The following is a 20,164-nucleotide window of genomic DNA, read 5'->3' on the forward strand; positions in this document are numbered from 1 at the left end:
AGAAGCGGATCAACCCGTCCACGCACCTGTGGTGAAATTCCCGACATTGATTGCCATGACTGGTGCCGCGATCGCGAGATAGGCCATCATCACCCACGGTTTCCGGCTCCCCGCGACGCCCACCGCGACGTAGAGCGGCCACCACAGCAGCGAGGCCCGCCCGATCGACATGTAGAACGACGACATGGCCAGCAGCGCCACCGCCTGGGGCGCCAGATAGGCGACGTCGGCCCAGTTCCGCCGCGCCAGCATCAAGAGGATCAGCACGACCAGCACGAGCCCCGCGATGATGTCCTCGCGGTACGACGTGGCGAGGATGGGCTCGTCGATCGACCTGTTCCAGGTGTTGACGAACGCGATCCACGGCTTCTCCGGGAAACGCCCCCAATACTCCGCCTCCGCCGCCTTCCAGGCCATCGCGTCGCCGGTGCGGTGCCACAGATAGAGCATGTACGCCAGCACCGGCAGGCCCGGGACGACCAGCCAGGGAGCCGTCCGCCACCCGGTCGAGCGCAGGCCGTTCGCGGAGACGAGGAACATCACCGCGAGGCCCGCCGCCAGGAAGAGGCCGGAGATGCGCACCGACGAGGCGAAGGCGGCGCACAGGGCCGCCGCCTCCCACCTGCCCTTGCGGGCCAGCAGCCAGGCCGGGACGGCCAGCGCGAGGAAGGGCGCCTCGGAGTATCCGGCCAGCAGGAACGTGGCGAACGGGCTGAGGAAGAAGGCCAGCACCACCCAGGTGCCGCTGCCCTCGCGATAGGACTCGCCCAGCCGGTGCAGGGCCACCGCGACTACGGCGCTCGCGACGAACGACACCAGCACGATGGCCAGGTCCCAGTTCGAGACGAACAGGTGCAGCGACCGCAGGAGCATCGGCAGGCCGGGAAAGAACGCCACCAGTTTCGGCGCGTCCGGCATGCCCGGCGTGCCGTCGTAGCCGTACTGCCCGATGGCGATGAAGTTCTCGGCGTCCCAGGGCGTGAGCCGGTCGAGCAGCGGCGCCTCGGTGCGTCCCGGCGCCGCGAGGACCATGTAGATGTAGGTCGCGATGTGCCAGAAGAACCAGATCAGCAGGGCCGTACGGTCACCGGGACGGCCGGGCCACCGCCATCCGCGACTCTCCCGCTCCGGGCGCGGCGTCTCCGTCTGCTCACCGGTCGCGGCGCCGTCCGGAGCGTCCACGGGCGTCCTGTCGGCCGATTCCCCGGCCACGCCCTGCTCCCGGTCGGCCCCCGCCTGCTGGATCTCAGTCACGAGCACCTATGCAATACGTCATGGACAGTCCCTGCCAAGGTAAGCATGCCGGGTTTTGTCGACTGACGGCCAAAAAAGTCGTCGGACCCGGTCAGACGGGCCGTGGCCGGTGAAACTTTCACCGGCGACCCCGTCCGGGCCGCGTGCTCCGCACGCGCCCTTACCGGCGATTTACCATTACCGGGTGTACTGGGACGGGTTCACGGCGATGGAACGGGACGTGCGCGCCGTCGTCGGCGATCCCCGCTGGACGCTTCTTCCCCCGCTCACGCGGGCGCACACGCTCGCGCAGCGCGCGCTGCTCGCCCCGGACGGCTCCCGCTGGCTCTTCGGCGCGCACGCACGCTGGTACCGGCTCGACCGCGTGGACGGCCGCTGGCACCTCTCGGCTCCCCCCCTGCACCCGGCGGTCCGGTCCGGCGCCCGGCCGCACCCGCCGGGCGTGGCGGTCCCGCCCGCGCTGATCCCGGCCGGGCCGGACTTCGCCTACGACCGCGGGTCCACGCAGGCGTTCGTCGGCCCGGACGTGCCGCCCGAGATCACCGAACGGCTCCGGGCGCTGCTGCTCGCCCACCGGGGACTGCGCCGGGAGGACTTCCCGCTGGGCGGCGCCTACCGGGAGATCTTCGCCGGCGACGTCGCGAGCACGGTGGCCGCCGTGTGGGGCACGATCATGTGGTGCGCGTACGCTCCGGCGTTCGACGGCAACGAGGTCATGCTCTCGATGTTCGGCGAGTTCCTGGCCCGCCCGCTGCCGGGTGACGACTGGGTGCGCTGGCTGCCCCTGGGCTCGCTCGACGCGCTCGTGGCCCTCTACGCGGAGCGGATGCGCTCCGGCGCGCAGCAGGCGGGCCTGCGACTGGCCGGGCTGATGGCCGAGACCGCCACCGTGCTGCGCGCCGACGCCCGGTTCCGCCCGCGCGCCGAGGCGCTGATCGCGATGGCCGAGCCACTGCTCACCAGCCCCTGGCTGGACCACCATGCCCTCCCCGGCGGCGCCGTACGGCAGGCCTGGCTGGCGCGCTGCCCGCCGCACCTCGTCTCCGCGACGCTCCCCGAGTGGGCGCCCGGCGAGCACTTCCGGCACACGTTGTACGACCTGGTCGAGGCGCTCGCCTACACCGCCTCGCGCGGGATGGACCCCCGGGCCGTGGCGGCCGCGCTGCTCGCCGCGGACGTCGCGGGCGTCTGCGGCGTCTCGGAGCCCGCCTGGGCTCCCGGGGCCTCGGGCACCGCGCGGGTAGTCAACGCGCTGTATCCCTGGATGGACGACGAACTGCGGCAGGCCCTCTATCTCGCGCTCGCCGACCCCGCCCATCCGCTGCGGGGGTGCTGGCCGGCGGGTGGAGTGCTGCCGGCCGCGCTGGTGCCGCCCGACCGGACGACCGCCGCGGCCCTGCTCGGGGCCGCGTACGCGGCGGGACTGGCGTGGTGCGCGCTGACCGGCACGCCCGCGCCGCCCGAGGGCTTCGCGGTGCCCGCCGCGGTCGTCCAGTGCCTGATCCAGCAGCGGGACGACCCGCGCCCGCAGGAGCCGCGGGCGGATCACCGGCCTGACCTGGAGGAGTCCGGGGCCTGGCTGTTCGAAACGTCAAATTCGGATATTTCGTCCTTACCTCCGCTTTAGCAATCCCTTCCCTCCATCACCGTCCCTTTCATCGAATCGTGATCTCGGCATCGGAAAAATGGTCACCGAGGGACACGAGGTGCGGATCGGGAATGGTCACGATGGGCCATGTCGCGGCGGAGTACCCGGACGTAACCTCGTGATGGGTGTGGGCTGCGGAAGGAAGGACGACGCGGTGGGGCACGACGATCTGGACTCCCGGGTCCACGACCGTGTCGCGTTGGACGAGATCGCGCTCTACGTGGAGGTACTGGAGGCCGTGAACATCACGGAGAACCGGCTGACCTTGGAAGAGCTCGACAACGCGCTCGGCTTGCGGACTTCGGCGAGCCACTGAAGAACTGAGAGCATGGTCCGTCCCGGGCGTCCTGATGCGCCCGGGACGGCTTGCTCCGGCGTGCCGGTGGTGGCCGCGCCCGGCCCGCTCAGGACCGTACGAGGCGGGCGATGGCGGCCGAAGCCTCCCTGATCTTCTCGTCGGCCTCGGGGCCGCCGCTCCTGACGGCGTCGGCGACACAGTGGCCGATGTGATCCTCCAGCAGGCCGAGGGCCACCGCCTGAAGGGCGCGCGTGGCCGCCGAGACCTGGGTGAGGATGTCGATGCAGTAGGCCTCTTCGTCCACCATCCGCTGCAGCCCCCGGATCTGTCCCTCGATCCGGCGCAGGCGGGTGAGGTAAGCCTGTTTGTCCCCGCTGTACCCGTGCATCCTTCAACGATACCCGGCGCGGGTATCGACCGGCCTGCCCCGCGGAGAGCTGCCGGGACCTGCGCGATCGCCTGTCCGGGGCATCGTTTGTCATGTGCAATCATTGACGGACGGGTTCCGGCGGCTCCCGGGCTCGACCGGACGGGACGAGGCGAACAGAGGCGAGCGCGAGTGGAACGGGGACCGTACGGAGAGCGCGAGACCTTCTCGATGCTCACCGTCCTCCAGGACCATGTCGTCGTCGTCCACATGTACGGCGAACTCGACCTGGTCGCGGCTCCCGCCCTGCGCTCCTGCCTCGCCGAGGCGGTCGGGCTGCGCACCCCGCCCCGCATCGTGGTCGACGCGGATGGTCTCACGTTCTGCGACTCCACCGGGCTGAGCGTTCTCCTGGGTGCGCTGCCCGCCCTGAGGGCGGTCGGCGGGGATCTGGCGCTCAGCAACGCGCATGGCCGCTTCGCGCGGATGCTCAGGATCACCGGCCTCGACTCGGTGCTGCCGGCCCACGAATCCGTCGCCTCCGCCGCCGCCTTCCTCACCGCCCCCGGCGAGTAGGACTTCGCGCACCGTCCGGGGCCGGTCAGGCAGGGCGGGTGAGCGTCCAGTCTCCGTCCGCGCGTATCTCCACCCAGCCGCTCCCCGGCTGGAGCCGGAAGTCGCCGGAGTAGGCGCCTTCCGTGTCGACCGGCACCTCCGGCTTGTCGGGGTAGGTGGACCGAGAGCGCCCGTGTACCCGTACGGAGAACGTGCCGGCACCCGGATGGACGGCGTGTACCACGGTGCTTCGGGAGACCCGCCGGTCGAGGCGGAAGACCCGGGTGCCGCTCCCCCGGAGAACCGGGCCGTTCCAGACCGGCGCCGCCGTCAGTGACGTGATGGTGGCGGTCCAGACGCGGTCGGTCTCGATTCTCAGAGAGGCGGCCGGCTCGCCCGACTCGACGTCGAGCATCATGGTGCCCCTGTAGTCGCCTGTCGTGCTCACGAGCCTGTCCAGCTCCACGCCCTGCCGGTCGAGCGTCACGGCGGTGAACCGGCCCGGTCCGGTGTGGGTGAGCGTGACCAGCCTCCCGGCCACCTCGGTCGCGACGGACAGCGTCCCCGACCCGTTCCCTCCCTCTCTTCTCCCGATCGGATCGGCGGACAAGGTCACAGCCGTGCCACCGGGCGACGGCGACGTCGTCGCTGCCGGGTCGACGGGCTCGATGAAGGTCGCTGTCGGATTGGGTGACGCCACCGACGCGAAGACCGTGGAGGCGGACGGCAGCACCAACGGCGCGGGGGCCGGTTGCGAGGCCCGGATCGCCCGGGGGGCCGCCGAGGCCCCGTCGTCGGCGGCGAACGCGAGGTAGAGGGCGACCACGCCGACGACGAACACGGCCACAGTCCCGGTCAGCACGGCGAGGACGGCCGGGTTCCGCCCATGCGGGGAAGGTTCGTCAGTCACGGGAGCGCAGGCCGTACATGAGTTCCTCCCAGCGGGCGGCGACGCCGGACGCTGCGTGGCCGGACGCGCTCTCCAGCGCGCCCGCCGCGAGCGCCATCCGGCGGCGCTCGTCGTCGACGAGGGTGAGCAGCGCGCCGGCCAGCGGCTCGACGTCGTCCTCGCCCTCGGCCGCCAGCACACTGTCGAGCCCGGGGCGGAGGAACTCGGCCGGGCCGCGTGGCCCGGCGTAGCCGACGACCGGCACCCCGCAGCTCAGCGCCTCGATGACGGCCATGCCCTGGGCCTCCTGCCGGGACGGCGCCACCACGACCGACGCCTTGGCGAACTCGCCCGGCAGGTCGGGGGTGGTGCCCATGAAGTACACGTGGTTGTGCAGGGCGAGGTCGCGGACGAGGGCGCGCAGCCGCCGCTCCTCCGGGCCTCCGCCGTACAACCGCAGGCGCCAGTCGGGCCGTTTGTCCGCGACGATCGCGAAGGCGCGCACGAGCTGGTCGTACGACTTGCCGGCCACGAGCCTGCCGCCCGCGCTGACGATCCGGTTGTCCATGCGCGACCGCGGCCAGGGCTCCTGCGGCAGAGCGTCCGGGATGACGTGGACCGACAGGTCGTCGTCGAGCAGGCGCACCCACTCGTCGCGGCGTCCGGGGGTGGTGGTGACCACCGCGTCCAGACGGGGATAGAAGCGGCGGATCGGGCCGGAGACCGAGGGCCTGGTCCACTCCCGGGCGATTCGGACGACTCCGCGCGGCGCGTGCCGGGCGGCCTGCACCCCCAGAGACGGCCGGGTGGTGACGACGACGTCCGCGCGGAGCCCGCGCAGCATCCGCCACAGGGCCACCTCGGTGCGCACCTGTCCCCGCGGCAGCAGGTGGTGGACGCCGGGCCGGGCGTCCACGAGCCAGCGCAGCGCCACCCGGCGGTCGACCGGGAAGAACGGCGCCTCCCTGGTCCGCCGGACGCTCACCACCTCCACCTCGTGCCGTGCGGCCAGCCCTCCCGCGAGGTTCAGGACGGCCCGCACGTCGCCGCGCATGCCGTACGCCGACGGGAGCACGAAGGCGACTCTCACGCCCCCACCTCCAGGAGCAGATCGTCGCCGGAGGTGAAGCTGGGCCTGATCGGGACGCCGTCCACGAGAGCGCGCGGATAGTGGACGCGGCGTCGCTTGCCCTCGACGTCGTCCAGCCGGGCGCTCAGCGACAGCACGCGCTCAAGGCCGTCGACCTCCAGGTAGGGCTGCCACGTGCCCTGCGAGCCGGGGGTGGCGGCCAGCACGTCGCACAGCGAGAGCGCGGCGTGGAAGCGGACGCCCTGGACGGTGGCCGAGGACCGCACGGTCTCGCCCGGGTCGCCGTGCCGCAGGGCGAGCGTGGCCGGGTGGTGCTGGTCGTCGTCGTCGAAACCCGTGTAGGCCAGCAGGCCCGTGACCTCGAAGCGTCCCTCGCGGAACCACACCGCCCGGACGTCGGCGGCCGGCTCCGCCTCGTCTATCTTCAGCGCCAGATATCCATTACGCGTGCGGTAGGCGCGGTACGCGAGGGTGCGCCGCCCGAGCGCGTACGCGTCGAGGCGGTCGAGCGAGAAGCCGGGATCGACGCTCTGGATCCGGGTGCGGGGGCCGTCCTGTTCGAGGTAGGCGTCCCAGCGGCCCGGCCCGAGATCCAGCGGCGTGAGTGAGATCGCGACGCTGGCGTCCCTCGTCCTCCTGCCCGACGCGCCAAGCGTGACGTGTCGTTCCTGGCCGGTGCCCCGCTGCCGCAGGATGAGCCGGGCGCCGTCAACGAGCGGTTCCTCGATGGCCAGCCGCAGGGAGAGGACGTCGGCCAGGGTGACCTCCGCGTCGCTGACGACAACACCCACGCGCTGCCCCCTCCCCGTCGATTGAGCCAACGTTGAGGTTACCGTGATTCTCCTGTTATGTGGAGGAAGCGTTTGTCGGCTCTTCACTGAAACATGTTTGTATCGCTCGTCTTGACGGAGAGATTCCACAAATTGTGCAATCCGTCGGCAAAGAGCCGTTTACCCTTGCCTGACGGATTTGATGAGGAGCTGGGCGACGTCGACGACCTCGATCGAGTCCTTGGCCTGACCGGTGTTCTTCTTCTCGTTGATCGCGTCGCCGAGCATGACGAGGCAGAACGGGCATGCGGTGGAGACGGTGTCGGGATCGGTGGTCAGCGCCTCGTCCACCCGTTCGGTGTTGATCCGCTTGCCGATGCGCTCCTCCATCCACATGCGGGCGCCGCCGGCACCGCAGCAGAATCCGCGTTCCTTGCAGCGGTGCATCTCCTGGGCCTGGACCCCGGGCACCTTGGCCATGATGTCGCGCGGCTGGGCGTAGACCTTGTTGTGCCGGCCGAGGAAACACGGGTCGTGGTAGGTGATCCTCTCCTCGATCGGGGTGATCGGCGTGAGCCTGCCCTCCTCGACCAGACGCGCCAGCAACTGGGTGTGGTGCACGACCTCGTAGTGCCCGCCGAGTTGCGGGTATTCGTTGGCGAGGGTGTTGAAGCAGTGCGGGCAGGTCGCGACGATCTTCTTGACGCCGGCCTCGTTCAGCGTCTCCACGTTCTGCTGAGCCAGCATGCTGAACAGGAACTCCATACCCAGACGCCGGGCGGGGTCGCCCGAGCACGCCTCCATCGGGCCGAGCACGGCGAACTTCACGCCCGCGATGTGCAGCAACTCCGCGACGGCCTTGGTGGTCTTCTTCGCCCGGTCCTCCAGGGCCCCGGCGCAGCCGACCCAGAACAGGTACTCGGTGTCCTCGGGCATCCTGTCGTCTACGAGGGTGATCTCGATGCGTTGCCCGTCCGCGGAGGTGGCGAGCTCCTCGATCCAGTCGGCGCGTCTGCTCTCCGGCATGCCCCACGGGTTGCCCTTGTTCTCCAGGTTCTTGAGCATCACCCCCGCCTCGGACGGGAACGACGACTCGATCATCACCTGGTAGCGGCGCATGTCGAGGATGTGGTCGATGTGCTCGATGTCCACCGGGCACTGCTCGACGCAGGCGCCGCAGTTCGTGCAGGACCACAGCACGTCGGGATGGATGACCCCGTCCTCCCCGACCAGCGGCTTGTCCAGCAGGGCCAGCACGTCCTGCGGCAGGCTCTCCTTCTCTTTCTCCCCCGCCAGCAGGTACGGCGCGACCGCGAAGGCGTGGTCACGCTGGTCGAGGATGAGCATCTTGGGCGACAGCGGCTTGCCGGTGTTCCACGCCGGGCACTGGGACTGGCAGCGCCCGCACTCGGTGCACGTGTAGAAGTCGAGGAACCCCTTCCAGGACGTGTCGGCGATTTTGCCGCGGCCGAACACGTCCGTCTCGGGGTCGGCCTCCTCGAAGTCGAGCACCTTGCCGTCGCTGCGCATCGGCTGGGCCGGGCCCATGCCGTCCGGGCGGCGGGAGAACAGCACGTTCAGCGGCGCGGTGAAGATGTGCAGGTGCTTGGAGTTCACCACGATGACGAGGAACACCAGCATGACGCCGATGTGCAGCAGCAGGCCCGCCGCCTCCAGCCCCTCACTGACGGGCAGGATCTTCGCGACCGCCTGAGAGGCGAAGGCCCCCGAGGAGTAGGGGAGGTTGCCGGTGTTGACGGCCGCCCCGCGGAACAGGAACATCGTCCAGATCACGTTGAAGATCATGAACAGGATGAGCCAGGCACCGCCCAGATGCGATCCGGAGAACCGGGAGTCGCGGCCCAGCTTCCCGGGCGAGTTCCGGACCCGGATGATCGCGAAGGCCACCAGCCCGGCCAGCGCGGCGACCGCGATGAAGTCCTGCAGGAAGCCCAGCACCGGCCAGGTCCCGATCAACGGGATGTGGAAGTCCGGCCTGCCGGTGACCGCACCCTGGACCAGCGCGCCGTACGCCTCCAGGTAGACCGAGGCCAGGATGAAGAACGCCCACATCACGAAGAAGTGCGCGGTGCCCGACGGCGTCCACTTCAACAGCTTCCGCTGACCGAACACCTCCACAAGCTGCGCTCTGACCTCCGCGCCGGCGTGCCGCCGGGCGTACTCGATCCGCTCCGGGGCCGGCTGCCCACTGGTCGCGAGCCGGTAGAGGAACAGCACACGCCGCGCCGCCAGCGCGACCGCGGCGGCGGTCGCGACCAGGCCGGCTACCGCTATCGCTACCCAGAGCACGAGCCCTCCCACTTTCGACGTCGGCTGCCACCATAAGCACGCGCGGCCTTCCCCGGGACTGCTGGGACCCGCCCTGTGGAAAACCCGCTTTCCGCATGGTACCGACGAGTAACATATGCCGGTCACACCGGGCGCGTGGCACGTGTCACAGCGTTCCCGCCCGGCGGCACCAGACTAGAACGAAGCTCTATACGAGTGTAAGCGGGCTCCGCCCCGGTCCATCGGCCCCGGTGACGGGCCCGACCAGCGCTCACCCATCCAGGTAACGCTGCACCGTCGGGGCCAGGAGCGTCACGAGTTCCTCGACGTCCACCGACGCCATCGGCTCCATCCCGAGGATGTACCGGATCATCACCACCCCGAACATCTGGGCGAAGGCGGCCTCCGTCCGCAGCGGCGGGATGCCGAGCGCCTCGGCCACCCGGCCCAGGATCGCGGTGCCGAAGAACTCCCGGATCATGCCGACGGCCTGCTCGTTCACCATCGCCGTCCGCATCACCCCGAGCACCCGCTCCCGCGCCGCCGGGTCCGCCGTCATCGTGAGGATGAAGCGGACGATCCGCTCGCCGATCTCCTCGCGCGGCCCCGCGAGGAGCATGGGCAGGACCGTCGAGGGGTCCGCGGGGAACTCCATGGCCGCGACGAACATGCCCTCCTTGTTGTCGAAATAGTGGTGGAGGAGGGCGGGGTCGACGCCGGCCTCGCGGGCGATGCCCCGGATCGTGGCCTTGTCGAAGCCCTTCTCCGCGAAGACCCTGCGCGCCGCGGCCAGGATCTCCCCACGCGTGTCCGCCGCGCCCGGCCGCCGGCCGGGACGCCGCGGCCGGCGGCCGGCTTCCGGCACCTCGGGGACCTCGGTGGTCACGATCAGCCCCTGCGTCCCACGGCGAGGTACACGCGCATGGGCACGGTGAGCCTGCCGTCGGGGAACACGCGGCCGAGTTCGGCGCGCTCCCGGGCGAGCAGGCCCGCCACCACGTCGCCGTCCATGCTGGCCATGTAGGAGTGCGTACGCAGGTCGGTGAGGAAGTCCTCCAGCCGCACCGACCTCGTCCAGGTGACCCAGGTCTCGGCCACGTCGAGACCACTGCCGAAGGCGCCGCCGGGACCATCGCCGGACATGGCCGCGGCGATGGGCGGCATGCTCCACCCGGGCAGCACCGGACCGATGTAGCCCGGGCATGACTCGGCGATCCGCACCTGGTTGGCCGCCAGCCAGTCGGCCTTGCCGGGGTCCACGCTGTTCCACCACCCCGCGACCGCGCCGTCCGCCCGGGTCACCCGTACGGCCTCGGCGACCGACAGCGCGGGGTCGAGCCAGTGCCACGACTGGGCGTAGGTCACGAGGTCGGCCACGCCCGCGCGGAAGGGCAGGTCGTCGCCGTTCGCCAGCAGGGCCGGGCAGGTCGTGCGGGCCCGGAGCCGGGCCAGCATCCGCTCGCCCCGGTCGACGGCGACGACCCGGGCGCCGCGGTCGAGCAGCCCTCGGGTCGAGATGCCGGTGCCCGCCCCCACGTCGATCACCGTCGCGCCGTCGAGCCGGATGCCCGACAGCTCCTCCAGAGCGAGGTAGAGGGCCTCCGGATAGTGCGGCCTGGTCGCGTCGTACTCCTCCGAGACGCGGTCGAACACCCGGTGGCTGCCGGTCAGCCGTCCACTCGCGAGGCCGTCGGTCACGAGGTCGTCGTCCATGAGGCCGTCGTCGCTCATGAGGCCGTCGTTCATGAGGCGGTCGAGGAGGCGGCGAAGTGGTGCCTGGCGAACGCGAGCGCCTCGGTAAGGTCCTCAATCCTCTCGGTGCGGCTGGCCGCCCTGCGCGTGTTGATCTCCAGGACGACCAGCCCGCGATATCCGCTCCCGGCCAGGCGCTCCAGCATCGGCGCGCACGGCTGCGTCCCCCGGCCCGGGACCAGGTGCTCGTCCTTGTTGGTCGTGCCCAGGCCGTCGGCCAGATGCAGGTGGGCCAGCCGGTCGCCCAGCTTGGTGGCCATCTCCATCGCGTCCGAGCCGGACACCGCCGTGTGGGAGAGGTCGAGCGTCACGTCGGGGAAGTCGTAGTCGACGGGGTTCCAGTCCGGTGCGTACGGCACGACCTCGTTGCCCCTCGCCCGCAGCGGGAACATGTTCTCCACCGCGAAGACGACGTCGGTCTCGTCGCGCATCCTCGCCAGGCCCTTCTCGAACTCCTTGGCGTAGTCGCGCTGCCAGCGGAAGGGCGGGTGGACGACGACCGTCCGCGCGCCCAGCCGCTCGGCCGCCTCGCGGGCCCTGCGCAGCTTCACCCAGGGGTCGCGGCCCCACACCCGCTGGGTCACCAGCAGACAGGGCGCGTGGATGGCCAGGACCGGGATCTGGTAGTGGTCGCGCAGTCGCTGGAGGACCTCGACGTCCTGGCTGACCGGGTCCTGTCCGACCATGATCTCTACGCCGTCGTACCCGAGCCTGGCGGCCAGCTCGAAGGCGTCCGGCGTCCGTTCCGGGTACACCGACGCCGTCGACAACGCCACCTCGCCGCTGGGCACGCGGATGTCACTCATGAGGCCAGCCTCCCCTGGCGGCCCCCGGGGCACGTTCCAGTCCCGTGGCCGTGGCCGTCCGTTCGCTCCCTGCGCCCGTTCACGGATCCAGCCTAAGCCGCACCCGCGCCGCACGCCGCTTCGCCACAATCAACTACCCAAGGTCGCGAACTAATGTGGGGCGCATGGCACGGATCGTGAACGGGGCCGTACCCAGCCCGAACATCTGGAACACCCCCCAGGTCTACGAGCTGGAGAACCGCGCCGTCGGACCGGCGGGCGCGGTGGAGGCCGCGATGCGGGCCGTACGACCGTGGGACGGCGCGACGGTGCTCGACATCGGCTGCGGCACGGGCTTCCACCTGCCGGCGCTCGCCGCGTCCGCGGCGAGGGTGGTGGGCGTGGAGCCGCACGGCGGCCTCGCCGCAAGGGCCGCCGCCCGATGCGCGGCGCTGCCCAACGTCGCGGTGCGCACGGGCACCGCGCAGGCGCTGCCCGTCCCCGACGCGTCGGCCGACGTGACGATGGCGCGCTGGGCGTACTTCTTCGGCCCGGGGTGCGAACCCGGGCTGCGCGAGCTCGGAAGAGTGCTGCGCCGGGGCGGCGTGGCGTTCGTCGTGGACGTGGACGCCTCCCGCGACGCCTTCGGCCGCTGGTTCCGCCGGTCGGTGCCGTCGTACTCCCCCGAGGCCGTGGAGCGCTTCTGGTCGCGGCAGGGCTGGCGGCGTGAGCCGCTGGACCTGCGCATGACCTTCGAGTCGCGGGCCGACCTGGAGGCGGTGCTGCGCATCGAGTTCACCCCAGAGGTGGCCGAGGACGCGCTGCGGGAGATCGGCGGCCTGGAGATCGCCTATCCGAACGTCCTCAGGTGGCGGGCATTCTGAAGGTGGCGGAAGTTCTCGGAGGTGGGGGAAATTCTCGGAGGTGCGGGAATTCCGAGCTCCGCCCTTGACCTTGTCACCGGCGTCAACCTTTACCGTCGTACCCGGAGGCGGGCGGGCCGAGGAGGAGACCGATGCGGATCGGCGAGCTGGCCCGGCGCACGGGTGTGAGCACCCGCGCGCTGCGCCACTACGAGCAGCAGGGCCTCATCCGGGCGCGCCGCTCGGCGAACGGCTACCGGGAGTACGACGAGTCGGACGTCCGGCTCGTCACCGAGATCCGCGCCCTGATGGCGGTCGGCTTCACGCTGGAGGACGCCCGGCCGTTCGTGGACTGCCTCAGGTCGGGGCATCCGTCGGGAGGCTCCTGCCCCGAGTCGGTCGCGGTGTACCAGCGCAAGCTGGCCGAGATCGACGACCGCATCCGGGACCTGCTCGCCCGCCGCGCCGAGGTGGCCGCCCAGCTCACCTCGGCCTGCCCCGGCTGCCTGGTGACACGACGAGGAGAATCATGATCACGTTGACCGCGGAGAACTTCGACGAGCAGGTGCTGCGCAGCTCCACGCCGGTGCTGGTGGACTTCTGGACCGACTGGTGCCCGCCGTGCAAGATGATCGCCCCGATCCTGGAGGAGATCGACGCCGAGCTCGGCGGCCGTCTCACGGTGGCCAAGCTCAACGCCGACGACCACCCCGAGATCGCGCGGCGTTACGACGTCCTCGGCTTTCCCACCCTCAACCTCTACCGCGACGGCGAGGTCGTCCACCAGATCAGGGGCGCCAAGCCCAAGCGCCTGCTGCTCGCCGACCTCGTGGACCATCTGTGATACCGGGGGCGGCTTATATAAGCATTGACTTTTATAAGCTGACCTCGGCATAGTGGGCCCGTGCACGCATTCGACGCGCTGGGGGATCCGGTGCGACGCCGGATCCTGGAGCTGCTCAGCGAAGGGGAGCAGACGTCGGGCGCGGTCACCGCCGCCATCCGCGCCGAGTTCGGGATCTCGCAGCCCGCGGTCTCCCAGCACCTGCGGGTGCTGCGCGAGTCGGGGCTGACGTCCGTACGGGCGGAGGGCACGCGGCGGCTGTACGCCGTCGAGACGGCTCCGCTGCGAGAGATGGACGCGTGGCTCGACCGGTTCCGCGGTTTCTGGCAGCAGCGGCTCGACGCGCTCGACACGGAACTGGCGCGGGGAAAACGGGAACGGCGGCTCCGGCAGGGGCCCGGCGGCACCGATGGCCGGCAGACGGCCCGGCACGAGGTCCACGACATAGGGAAAGAGCGGCAATGAGCGACTTCATCGACGACATCAACGAGGTCCACCGCAGGGTCGGCACGCGCGACCTGCCGGAAGGAGAGGCCCGTACGGTGCTGCTGCGGCGCACCTACGACGCCGCCGTGGAGGACGTGTGGGACGCCTGCACCGACCCCGAGCGGATCGGCCGCTGGTTCCTTCCGGTGACCGGCGAGCTGAAGCTCGGCGGGCACTACCAGCTCCAGGGCAACGCGGGCGGGGAGATCCTGCGGTGCGAGCCGCCGCGGCTGCTGCGGGTGAGCTGGCTGTTCGGCGAGAACCCCGGCTTCAGCGAGGTCGAGGTGCGGCTCACTCCCGAAGGCGACGACCGCACCGTGTTCGAGCTGGAGCACGTCGCCGTGGTGCCGGCGGAGTTCTGGGACCGGTTCGGGCCGGGGGCCACCGGAGTGGGCTGGGACCTGGCGCTGCTCGGGCTGGGTCTGCACCTGCGGGGCGACATGATCGACGACCCCTCGGCGTGGGAGCGGTCGGACGAGGCGCGCGCGCTCATGACGCACAGCAGCGCGGCGTGGGGCGAGGCGTACCTGGCCTCCGGCGCGCCGGAGGACGTGGTGGACGCCGCGGTCGCCGGCACCACTGCCTTCTACGTACCGGCGAAGCCGGAGCAGCCGGAGAGCTGAGCGGCGTCCCGGCGCCGCCCGGCCCACCACCGTGCCCGCCGCCGTACCGCTTCGGGGCGGCTTCCGAGCGGGTTCGGGAACGGATTGTCGGCGTCGACCGGTAGCCTCCCGCACGTGAGCAGGGCAGCGAAACCGGCGTACCGGTGCGGCGAGTGCGGCTGGACGACGGTCAAGTGGGTCGGCAGGTGCGGGGAGTGCCAGGCCTGGGGCACGGTCGAGGAGGCCGGCGCCCGGCAGGGTGTCCGTGTGGTCACGCCGGGCGCGGTCACCGCGCCGGCCGTGCCCATCGGCCAGGTCAAGGCCGAGGTGGCGAGCGCGCGGACGACGGGCGTGCCCGAGCTCGACCGCGTGCTCGGCGGCGGCATGGTCCCCGGCGCGGTCGTGCTCCTCGCCGGGGAGCCGGGCATCGGCAAGTCGACGCTGCTCCTTGAGGCCGCCGCCCGCACCGCGCAGGGTGAGACCGTCCTCTATGTGACCGGTGAGGAGTCCACCGCCCAGGTGCGCATGCGGGCCGACCGCATCGGCGCGATCGAGGACAGGCTCTATCTCGCGGCCGAGACCGACCTGGGCGCGCTGGTGGCCCACGTGGACAAGGTGCGGCCCGCTCTGCTGATCGTCGACTCGGTCCAGACGATCGGCTCGGCCGACGTCTCCGGCGTGCCCGGCGGCGTGACCCAGGTCAGGGAGGTCGCGGGCAACCTGGTGCGCCTCGCCAAGGAGCGGGCCATGACGACCGTGCTCGTCGGCCACGTGACCAAGGACGGCACGATCGCCGGCCCCCGCGTGCTGGAGCACCTGGTGGACGTCGTCCTCCACTTCGAGGGAGACCGCAACTCGCGGCTGCGGCTGGTGCGCGCGGTGAAGAACCGCTTCGGCCCGATCGACGAGGTCGGCTGCTTCGACCTGCACGAGCGCGGGATCACCGGGATCTCCGACCCGAGCGGGTTGTTCGTCTCGCGCCATCCCGAGCCGGTGCCGGGCACCTGCGTCACCGTCACCATCGAGGGCACCCGGCCGCTCCCGGCGGAGCTTCAGGCCCTGGTCGGCCCCACCGAGGCCCCGCAGCCCCGCCGCACCTCCTCGGGCCTCGACTCCTACCGCGTGGCGATGGTGCTCGCCGTGATAGAACGGCGGCTCCGCGCGAAGATCGGCAAGTGTGACGTCTTCACGGCGACCGTGGGCGGGATCCGGCTGACCGACCCGGCCGTCGACCTCGCGCTGATGCTGTCGGTCGTGAGCGCGGCCGGCGACCAGGCGCTGCCCTCGGGGCTCGTCGTGCTCGGCGAGGTCGGCCTCGCCGGTGAGCTGCGGCCCGTACGGGAGGTGCGGCGGCGGCTGGCCGAGGCGGCACGGCTGGGTTTCACCCGTGCCCTGGTGCCGTCCGGCTCGCTGGAGGAGGACTCCCCCCGGCTGGACAACGCGGCGAGCCGCGGCCGTCTCGTGGCGCTGCGCTCGCCGGTCGGCCGCACCACCTCCTTCGCGCCGGGCTTCGAGGTGACGGAGGTCGAGAACGTCTGGGACGCCCTCAACCACATGGGCTGAGCCGGGGTGGGGTGCGCTGTGCCACAGATGAGCATGACGTCACGCGAGTAAACTGAGGCCTTCGTCGAGCCCTGAGGGGCTTCGACCGGCCGGCCGGGGCGTGCGTCGCGGACCTCGCGGCGTCGCGGACCTCGCGGCGCGAGGCCGGTGGACAGAGGACCGGTAGAAAAGAAGACCGGTAGACAGACGATCCCACGGAGACGATCGGGCGAGCCCCATCGAGGTGCATGTGCTGGACAACGACAAGGCGGCCGACGAGCGCAGACGGGCCGTGCTCGCCGCGCTCGCCCCGGGGACGGCGCTGCGCGACGGCCTGGAGCGCATCCTGCGTGGCCACACCGGCGGCCTGATCGTGCTCGGGTACGACCGCACCGTCGAGGACATCTGCACGGGCGGGTTCACCCTCGACGTCGAGTTCTCCGCGACCCGGCTCCGCGAGCTGGCCAAGATGGACGGCGCGATCGTGCTCGACGTGGCCCAGCTCAAAATCGTGCGCGCGGCCGTGCATCTCGTGCCCGACCCCGCGATCCCCACCGACGAGTCCGGCACCCGGCACCGTACGGCGCAGCGGGTGGCCAGGCAGACGTCGCTCCCGGTCGTCGCGATCAGCAAGTCCATGCGGATCATCGCGCTCTACCTCGACGGCATCCGCTACGTCCTGGAGGGGTCGGCCGTGATCCTGTCCAAGGCCAACCAGGCCCTCGCCACGCTCGAACGCTACAAGATGCGGCTCGACGAGGTCTCCGGCGCGTTGTCGGCCCTGGAGATCGAGGACCTGGTGACGGTGCGCGACGTGGCGGTCGTGGTGCAGCGCCTGGAGATGGTCCGCCGGATCGGCCGGGAGATCGAGGGCTACGTCGTCGAGCTCGGCACCGACGGGCGGTTGCTGTCCCTCCAGCTCGACGAGCTGTTCGCCGGGGTGGAGACCGACCACCGGCAGATCATCCGCGACTACGTCCCCGGCTCGCTCGGCGCGCGCCCGTACGGGGACGGCGACGCGACACGAGAGCTGGACGAGCTGTCCTCCGGCGACCTGCTCGACCTGGCGAAGGTGGCCCAGATCCTGGGCCACCACGGCGCCGAGGCCCTCGACTCACCCGTCAGCCCACGCGGCTTCCGCCTGCTCAGCCGGGTCCCCCGGCTGCCCGGCGCGATCGTCGACCGGCTCGTCGACCACTTCGGCGGCCTGCAGAAGCTGCTGGCCGCCACCACCGACGACCTCCAGGCCGTCGGCGGCGTGGGCGAGACCCGGGCCCGCAGTGTGCGCGAGGGCCTGTCCCGCCTCGCCGAGTCGTCCATCCTGGAGCGCTATCTCTGACCCGTGTCCCAGGCGGGCCGATCACCGCAGGTGGAAGACGACCTTGGGGCTCTTGAGCCGGCCCGCGTGCGCGGTCGCGACGTACGTCCCGGGATCGGCCGGCGCCCGCTTGCCCGCGCAGGTGGTGCCCGAGCGGTGGCGATCCCACCGGACCGTCCGGACGAAGGGGATCCCCCGATCCAGCGCCTGCCGGTCCACGCCGTCGCCGGCCACGCAGTCGGCGGTCGACCACACCCGCTCGCCGCCCGACATCACCCGCATCTCAAGGGTGCGCGGCCCCACGTCCACCGTGCACTCGACCCTGTCCGTGCTCACGATCGTCAGCAGGAACGTCGGCGCGGTGTCCTTGCCGTACACGTCCTGCCCGCTCTGCAGGGCGAGCACGAGGTCCTTCTCGTCGCAGGGGTCGCCGGGACGGCGGGGCCTGCCGGGCGTGGGCGAGGCCGAGCCCGGCGTGGACGGGGACGGTTGCCCCGGGATCGCGGCCGAGACGGCGGTCTTCGCGGGCAGGCCTGCGGGAAGCGAGACCACCAGCCGGTCCGAGGGCGTCGCCCTGACGGCGGCGGTGTCGTCCGACCGTCCCGAGGCGCTGCTGCACGCCCATGCCACGACCGCCACCACGACGAGCATCCCCGTGAGCACCGACACCCGGCGGCGCCAGTAGACGTCAGCCCCCTCGACGCCCACATCACCACGGAAAGTGTCCGGATCCATACGGACAGTATGAGGAGACGTGGCGCGGCAGGGGAAACAACGCGCCGTGTCATGCGCTTTCCCAGGCCATCGGCCTGCCGGTCCTTTCCGGACTTGGACGGCGATGCGTGGCATCGGCGGAGCCCACCATCCGGCCCCGCGCGGCGCGGCCGGTCGATAGGGTCGGGGCTGTGTCCGCCTCCCTGCGTGAGCCCATCCTCGACTGGTACGCCGAGCACAACCGCGATCTGCCCTGGCGACGTCCAGAGGCGTCTCCGTGGGGCATCCTGGTGAGCGAGATCATGCTCCAGCAGACGCCGGTCGCCCGTGTGCTGCCCGTGTGGACCGAGTGGATGGAGCGCTGGCCCACTCCGGAGGCCCTCGCGAAGGAGTCTCCCGGCGAGGCCGTACGGCACTGGGGACGGCTCGGCTACCCGCGCCGGGCGCTCAACCTCCACGCCTGCGCGCGCGCCGTCACGACCGACCACGGGGGACGGGTGCCGTCCACGTACGACGAACTCCTGGCCCTGCCGGGAATCGGCGACTACACGGCCGCGGCCGTGGCCAGCTTCGCGTACGGCGGCAGCCACGCCGTGCTGGACACCAACGTGCGGCGGGTGCTGGCCAGGGCCGTACGGGGCGAGGAGTATCCGCCGAAGGCTCCCACGGCGGCCGAGCGGCGGCTGGCGGAGTCGCTGGTGCCCCCCGTCGGCGCACCGCGCTGGGCCGTCGCCGTGATGGAGCTCGGCGCGCTGGTCTGCACGGCGCGGGCGCCGCGGTGCGAGCGCTGCCCGGTCACCTCCCGGTGCGCCTGGCGGCTGGCCGGCCGCCCCGCCCACGACGGCCCTGCGCGTCAGGGCCAGACGTACGCGGGCACCGACCGGCAGTGCCGGGGACGCCTGCTCGCCGTGCTCAGGGAGGCGCACGGCCCGGTGCCGAAGCAGGCGCTGGACGCCGTCTGGGCCGACCACGTGCAGCGGGAGCGCGCCCTGGACGGTCTCCTCGACGACGGCCTGGCGGAGACACTGCCCGACGGCACCTACCAGCTGCCCTCCTGACCGGTTCGTCAGGGGGCTGGTTCGTGAGGCGGCCAGGTCGTGAGGCGGCCAGGTCGTCAGGCGGCCAGGTCGTCAGGCGGCGAGCTTCAGGCCGAGGGCGGTGAGGTTGCGGCGGGTCCAGTCGAGATCGTCGGCGAGCTTCGCGACGAGGGCGGCGGGGCTCTTCGCCTTGGGGGTGGTCCCGTGGTGGGCCTCCACCTCCACGTGCGCGGTGCCGTTCACCGCGCCCGACAGGATCGCGGCGAGCGTGTCGGCGATCACCGGCTGGGTGCTCGGGATCTCCTGGCCGTGGTCGTGCACGTGGCTCAGCTTGACCACGGGCGCCCCCGCGAGCGCGAGCCCGCGCAGCGCAGCGTCCGGCTCCTCCGCGCCGCACGACAGGTGGCAGGCGTCCAGGCAGACGCCGAGGTGCTCGGAGTCGATGTCGCACACGCGCTCCAGCGCCTGCTCCGTGGTCTCCAGCACGCACCCGGGCCAGGGCTCGAATCCCACCCGGATCGTCTTGCCGGTGACGCTGTAGAGGCCGCGAAGCTCCCGCGAGAGCCGTTCGAGGCGGCGGGAGGCGATGGCGTGCAGGTCGGCGGGCCAGTCGCGGCGCCAGCCGATGGGAATCGTCGAGATTCCGCCCGACTGCACGTCGTCGGGCAGCAGGAACGCGAGGATCCGCGCCAGCGACATCGTGTAGCGGTAGCGCTCCGGCTTGGCCCAGTCGGGCCCCGGCACGTCCAGGTTGCGCCCGCCGGTGCCGTTCAGGCTGACGCACTCCAGACCGCGCTCCTCCAGCGAGCGGCGCAGCCGCACGAGTTCGATGCGGTCGGCGACCAGGTGGTCCGCCACGGCGGGGGCGAGCCACAGGCCGATGCCCAGCCGGTCGACGCCCAGCCTCCTGCGCACGGGCACGGCGTACCGCGTGAGGTGGGCGATCAGGTTCTCCAGGTCCTCGGCGGGATGTACTCCCGCGTTGTAGGCCAGGTGAACCAGCGTCCCGTCGTCGTGCAACAGGCGCATCAGGTGCCTCCAAGGCTTGTGCACTTCCGGAC

General features: G+C 71.6%; 22 protein-coding genes. 11 read left to right on the top strand and 11 right to left on the bottom strand.

Annotation, left to right across the window (positions count from 1 at the left end; all coding sequences use genetic code 11):
* Nucleotides 1-9: 9 nt before the first annotated feature.
* Nucleotides 10-1,254, bottom strand: a complete 1,245-nt coding sequence (locus tag OG344_RS07000) for a mannosyltransferase family protein (protein ID WP_405087488.1) — start codon at nt 1,252-1,254, stop codon at nt 10-12.
* Between the two features lie 184 nt (nt 1,255-1,438).
* Between OG344_RS07000 and OG344_RS07005 the strand changes: the two genes are divergently transcribed.
* Together OG344_RS07005 and OG344_RS07010 are read left to right on the top strand one after the other, a co-directional pair.
* A complete protein-coding gene (locus OG344_RS07005) occupies nt 1,439-2,881 on the top strand; it encodes a hypothetical protein (RefSeq protein WP_405087489.1) in 1,443 nt (480 codons plus the stop codon).
* Nucleotides 2,882-3,029: 148 nt separating this feature from the next.
* Nucleotides 3,030-3,218, top strand: a complete 189-nt coding sequence (locus OG344_RS07010) for a hypothetical protein (RefSeq protein ID WP_405087490.1) — start codon at nt 3,030-3,032, stop codon at nt 3,216-3,218.
* Between the two features lie 88 nt (nt 3,219-3,306).
* On the opposite strand, the gene OG344_RS07015 is transcribed toward OG344_RS07010, so the two are convergent.
* Nucleotides 3,307-3,588 (bottom strand): metal-sensitive transcriptional regulator, encoded by a 282-nt coding sequence (locus OG344_RS07015; protein ID WP_327048484.1) that lies wholly within the window; start codon nt 3,586-3,588, stop codon nt 3,307-3,309.
* 171 nt (nt 3,589-3,759) lie between these two features.
* Between OG344_RS07015 and OG344_RS07020 the strand changes: the two genes are divergently transcribed.
* Nucleotides 3,760-4,143 (top strand): anti-sigma factor antagonist, encoded by a 384-nt coding sequence (locus OG344_RS07020; protein ID WP_405087491.1) that lies wholly within the window; start codon nt 3,760-3,762, stop codon nt 4,141-4,143.
* Nucleotides 4,144-4,168: 25 nt separating this feature from the next.
* On the opposite strand, the gene OG344_RS07025 is transcribed toward OG344_RS07020, so the two are convergent.
* The 7 genes from OG344_RS07025 to OG344_RS07055 form a co-directional block, all read right to left on the bottom strand.
* The gene (locus OG344_RS07025; protein ID WP_405087492.1) at nt 4,169-5,032 is read right to left on the bottom strand and encodes a hypothetical protein; all 864 of its coding nucleotides are present in this window, start codon (nt 5,030-5,032) and stop codon (nt 4,169-4,171) included.
* A complete protein-coding gene (locus OG344_RS07030) occupies nt 5,025-6,101 on the bottom strand; it encodes a glycosyltransferase (protein WP_405087493.1) in 1,077 nt (358 codons plus the stop codon). Before OG344_RS07030 ends, OG344_RS07025 begins: the two co-directional genes overlap by 8 nt.
* A complete protein-coding gene (locus OG344_RS07035; protein WP_327048487.1) occupies nt 6,098-6,892 on the bottom strand; it encodes a hypothetical protein in 795 nt (264 codons plus the stop codon). Before OG344_RS07035 ends, OG344_RS07030 begins: the two co-directional genes overlap by 4 nt.
* Nucleotides 6,893-7,051: 159 nt before the next feature.
* Complete coding sequence (locus tag OG344_RS07040) at nt 7,052-9,181, bottom strand: (Fe-S)-binding protein (RefSeq protein ID WP_405087494.1); 2,130 nt, start codon at nt 9,179-9,181, stop codon at nt 7,052-7,054.
* Nucleotides 9,182-9,431: 250 nt separating this feature from the next.
* Nucleotides 9,432-10,046 carry a TetR family transcriptional regulator gene (locus OG344_RS07045; protein ID WP_405087495.1) on the bottom strand — a complete coding sequence of 205 codons (615 nt, stop codon included), beginning with the start codon at nt 10,044-10,046 and terminating at the stop codon, nt 9,432-9,434.
* A gap of 2 nt (nt 10,047-10,048) precedes the next feature.
* Nucleotides 10,049-10,906, bottom strand: coding sequence for a class I SAM-dependent methyltransferase (locus OG344_RS07050; protein WP_405087496.1), 858 nt, complete (start codon nt 10,904-10,906; stop codon nt 10,049-10,051).
* Nucleotides 10,903-11,718, bottom strand: coding sequence for a sugar phosphate isomerase/epimerase family protein (locus OG344_RS07055; protein WP_405087497.1), 816 nt, complete (start codon nt 11,716-11,718; stop codon nt 10,903-10,905). Before OG344_RS07055 ends, OG344_RS07050 begins: the two co-directional genes overlap by 4 nt.
* Before the next feature lie 164 nt (nt 11,719-11,882).
* Between OG344_RS07055 and OG344_RS07060 the strand changes: the two genes are divergently transcribed.
* The 7 genes from OG344_RS07060 to disA all read left to right on the top strand — a co-directional run bounded on the left by OG344_RS07060 (nt 11,883) and on the right by disA (nt 17,373).
* Nucleotides 11,883-12,581 (top strand): class I SAM-dependent methyltransferase, encoded by a 699-nt coding sequence (locus OG344_RS07060; RefSeq protein ID WP_405087498.1) that lies wholly within the window; start codon nt 11,883-11,885, stop codon nt 12,579-12,581.
* Between the two features lie 131 nt (nt 12,582-12,712).
* A complete protein-coding gene (locus OG344_RS07065) occupies nt 12,713-13,093 on the top strand; it encodes a MerR family transcriptional regulator (protein ID WP_405087499.1) in 381 nt (126 codons plus the stop codon).
* A complete protein-coding gene (gene trxA, locus OG344_RS07070; protein WP_327048494.1) occupies nt 13,090-13,404 on the top strand; it encodes a thioredoxin in 315 nt (104 codons plus the stop codon). Before OG344_RS07065 ends, trxA begins: the two co-directional genes overlap by 4 nt.
* A gap of 60 nt (nt 13,405-13,464) precedes the next feature.
* Nucleotides 13,465-13,869: an ArsR/SmtB family transcription factor gene (locus OG344_RS07075; protein WP_405087500.1), complete on the top strand. Its 405-nt coding sequence runs from the start codon at nt 13,465-13,467 to the stop codon at nt 13,867-13,869.
* Nucleotides 13,866-14,513 carry an SRPBCC family protein gene (locus tag OG344_RS07080; protein WP_327048496.1) on the top strand — a complete coding sequence of 216 codons (648 nt, stop codon included), beginning with the start codon at nt 13,866-13,868 and terminating at the stop codon, nt 14,511-14,513. Before OG344_RS07075 ends, OG344_RS07080 begins: the two co-directional genes overlap by 4 nt.
* A 114-nt stretch (nt 14,514-14,627) precedes the next feature.
* Nucleotides 14,628-16,055 carry a DNA repair protein RadA gene (radA, locus tag OG344_RS07085; protein WP_405087501.1) on the top strand — a complete coding sequence of 476 codons (1,428 nt, stop codon included), beginning with the start codon at nt 14,628-14,630 and terminating at the stop codon, nt 16,053-16,055.
* Nucleotides 16,056-16,284: 229 nt separating this feature from the next.
* On the top strand, nt 16,285-17,373 hold the full coding sequence (disA, locus tag OG344_RS07090; protein WP_405087502.1) for a DNA integrity scanning diadenylate cyclase DisA: 1,089 nt from the start codon (nt 16,285-16,287) through the stop codon (nt 17,371-17,373).
* Nucleotides 17,374-17,394: 21 nt separating this feature from the next.
* Here the strand turns inward: disA and OG344_RS07095 are convergent, their stop codons facing one another.
* Nucleotides 17,395-18,087, bottom strand: coding sequence for a hypothetical protein (locus OG344_RS07095; protein ID WP_327048499.1), 693 nt, complete (start codon nt 18,085-18,087; stop codon nt 17,395-17,397).
* A gap of 170 nt (nt 18,088-18,257) precedes the next feature.
* On the opposite strand from OG344_RS07095, the gene OG344_RS07100 reads away from it, so the two are divergent.
* Complete coding sequence (locus tag OG344_RS07100) at nt 18,258-19,124, top strand: A/G-specific adenine glycosylase (protein ID WP_327048500.1); 867 nt, start codon at nt 18,258-18,260, stop codon at nt 19,122-19,124.
* Nucleotides 19,125-19,196: 72 nt separating this feature from the next.
* On the opposite strand, the gene OG344_RS07105 is transcribed toward OG344_RS07100, so the two are convergent.
* Nucleotides 19,197-20,132: a TIM barrel protein gene (locus tag OG344_RS07105; protein WP_327048501.1), complete on the bottom strand. Its 936-nt coding sequence runs from the start codon at nt 20,130-20,132 to the stop codon at nt 19,197-19,199.
* Nucleotides 20,133-20,164: the final 32 nt, after the last annotated feature.

The sequence above is a fragment of the Microbispora sp. NBC_01389 genome (assembly GCF_045040095.1).
Classification (GTDB): Bacteria; Actinomycetota; Actinomycetes; order Streptosporangiales; family Streptosporangiaceae; genus Microbispora.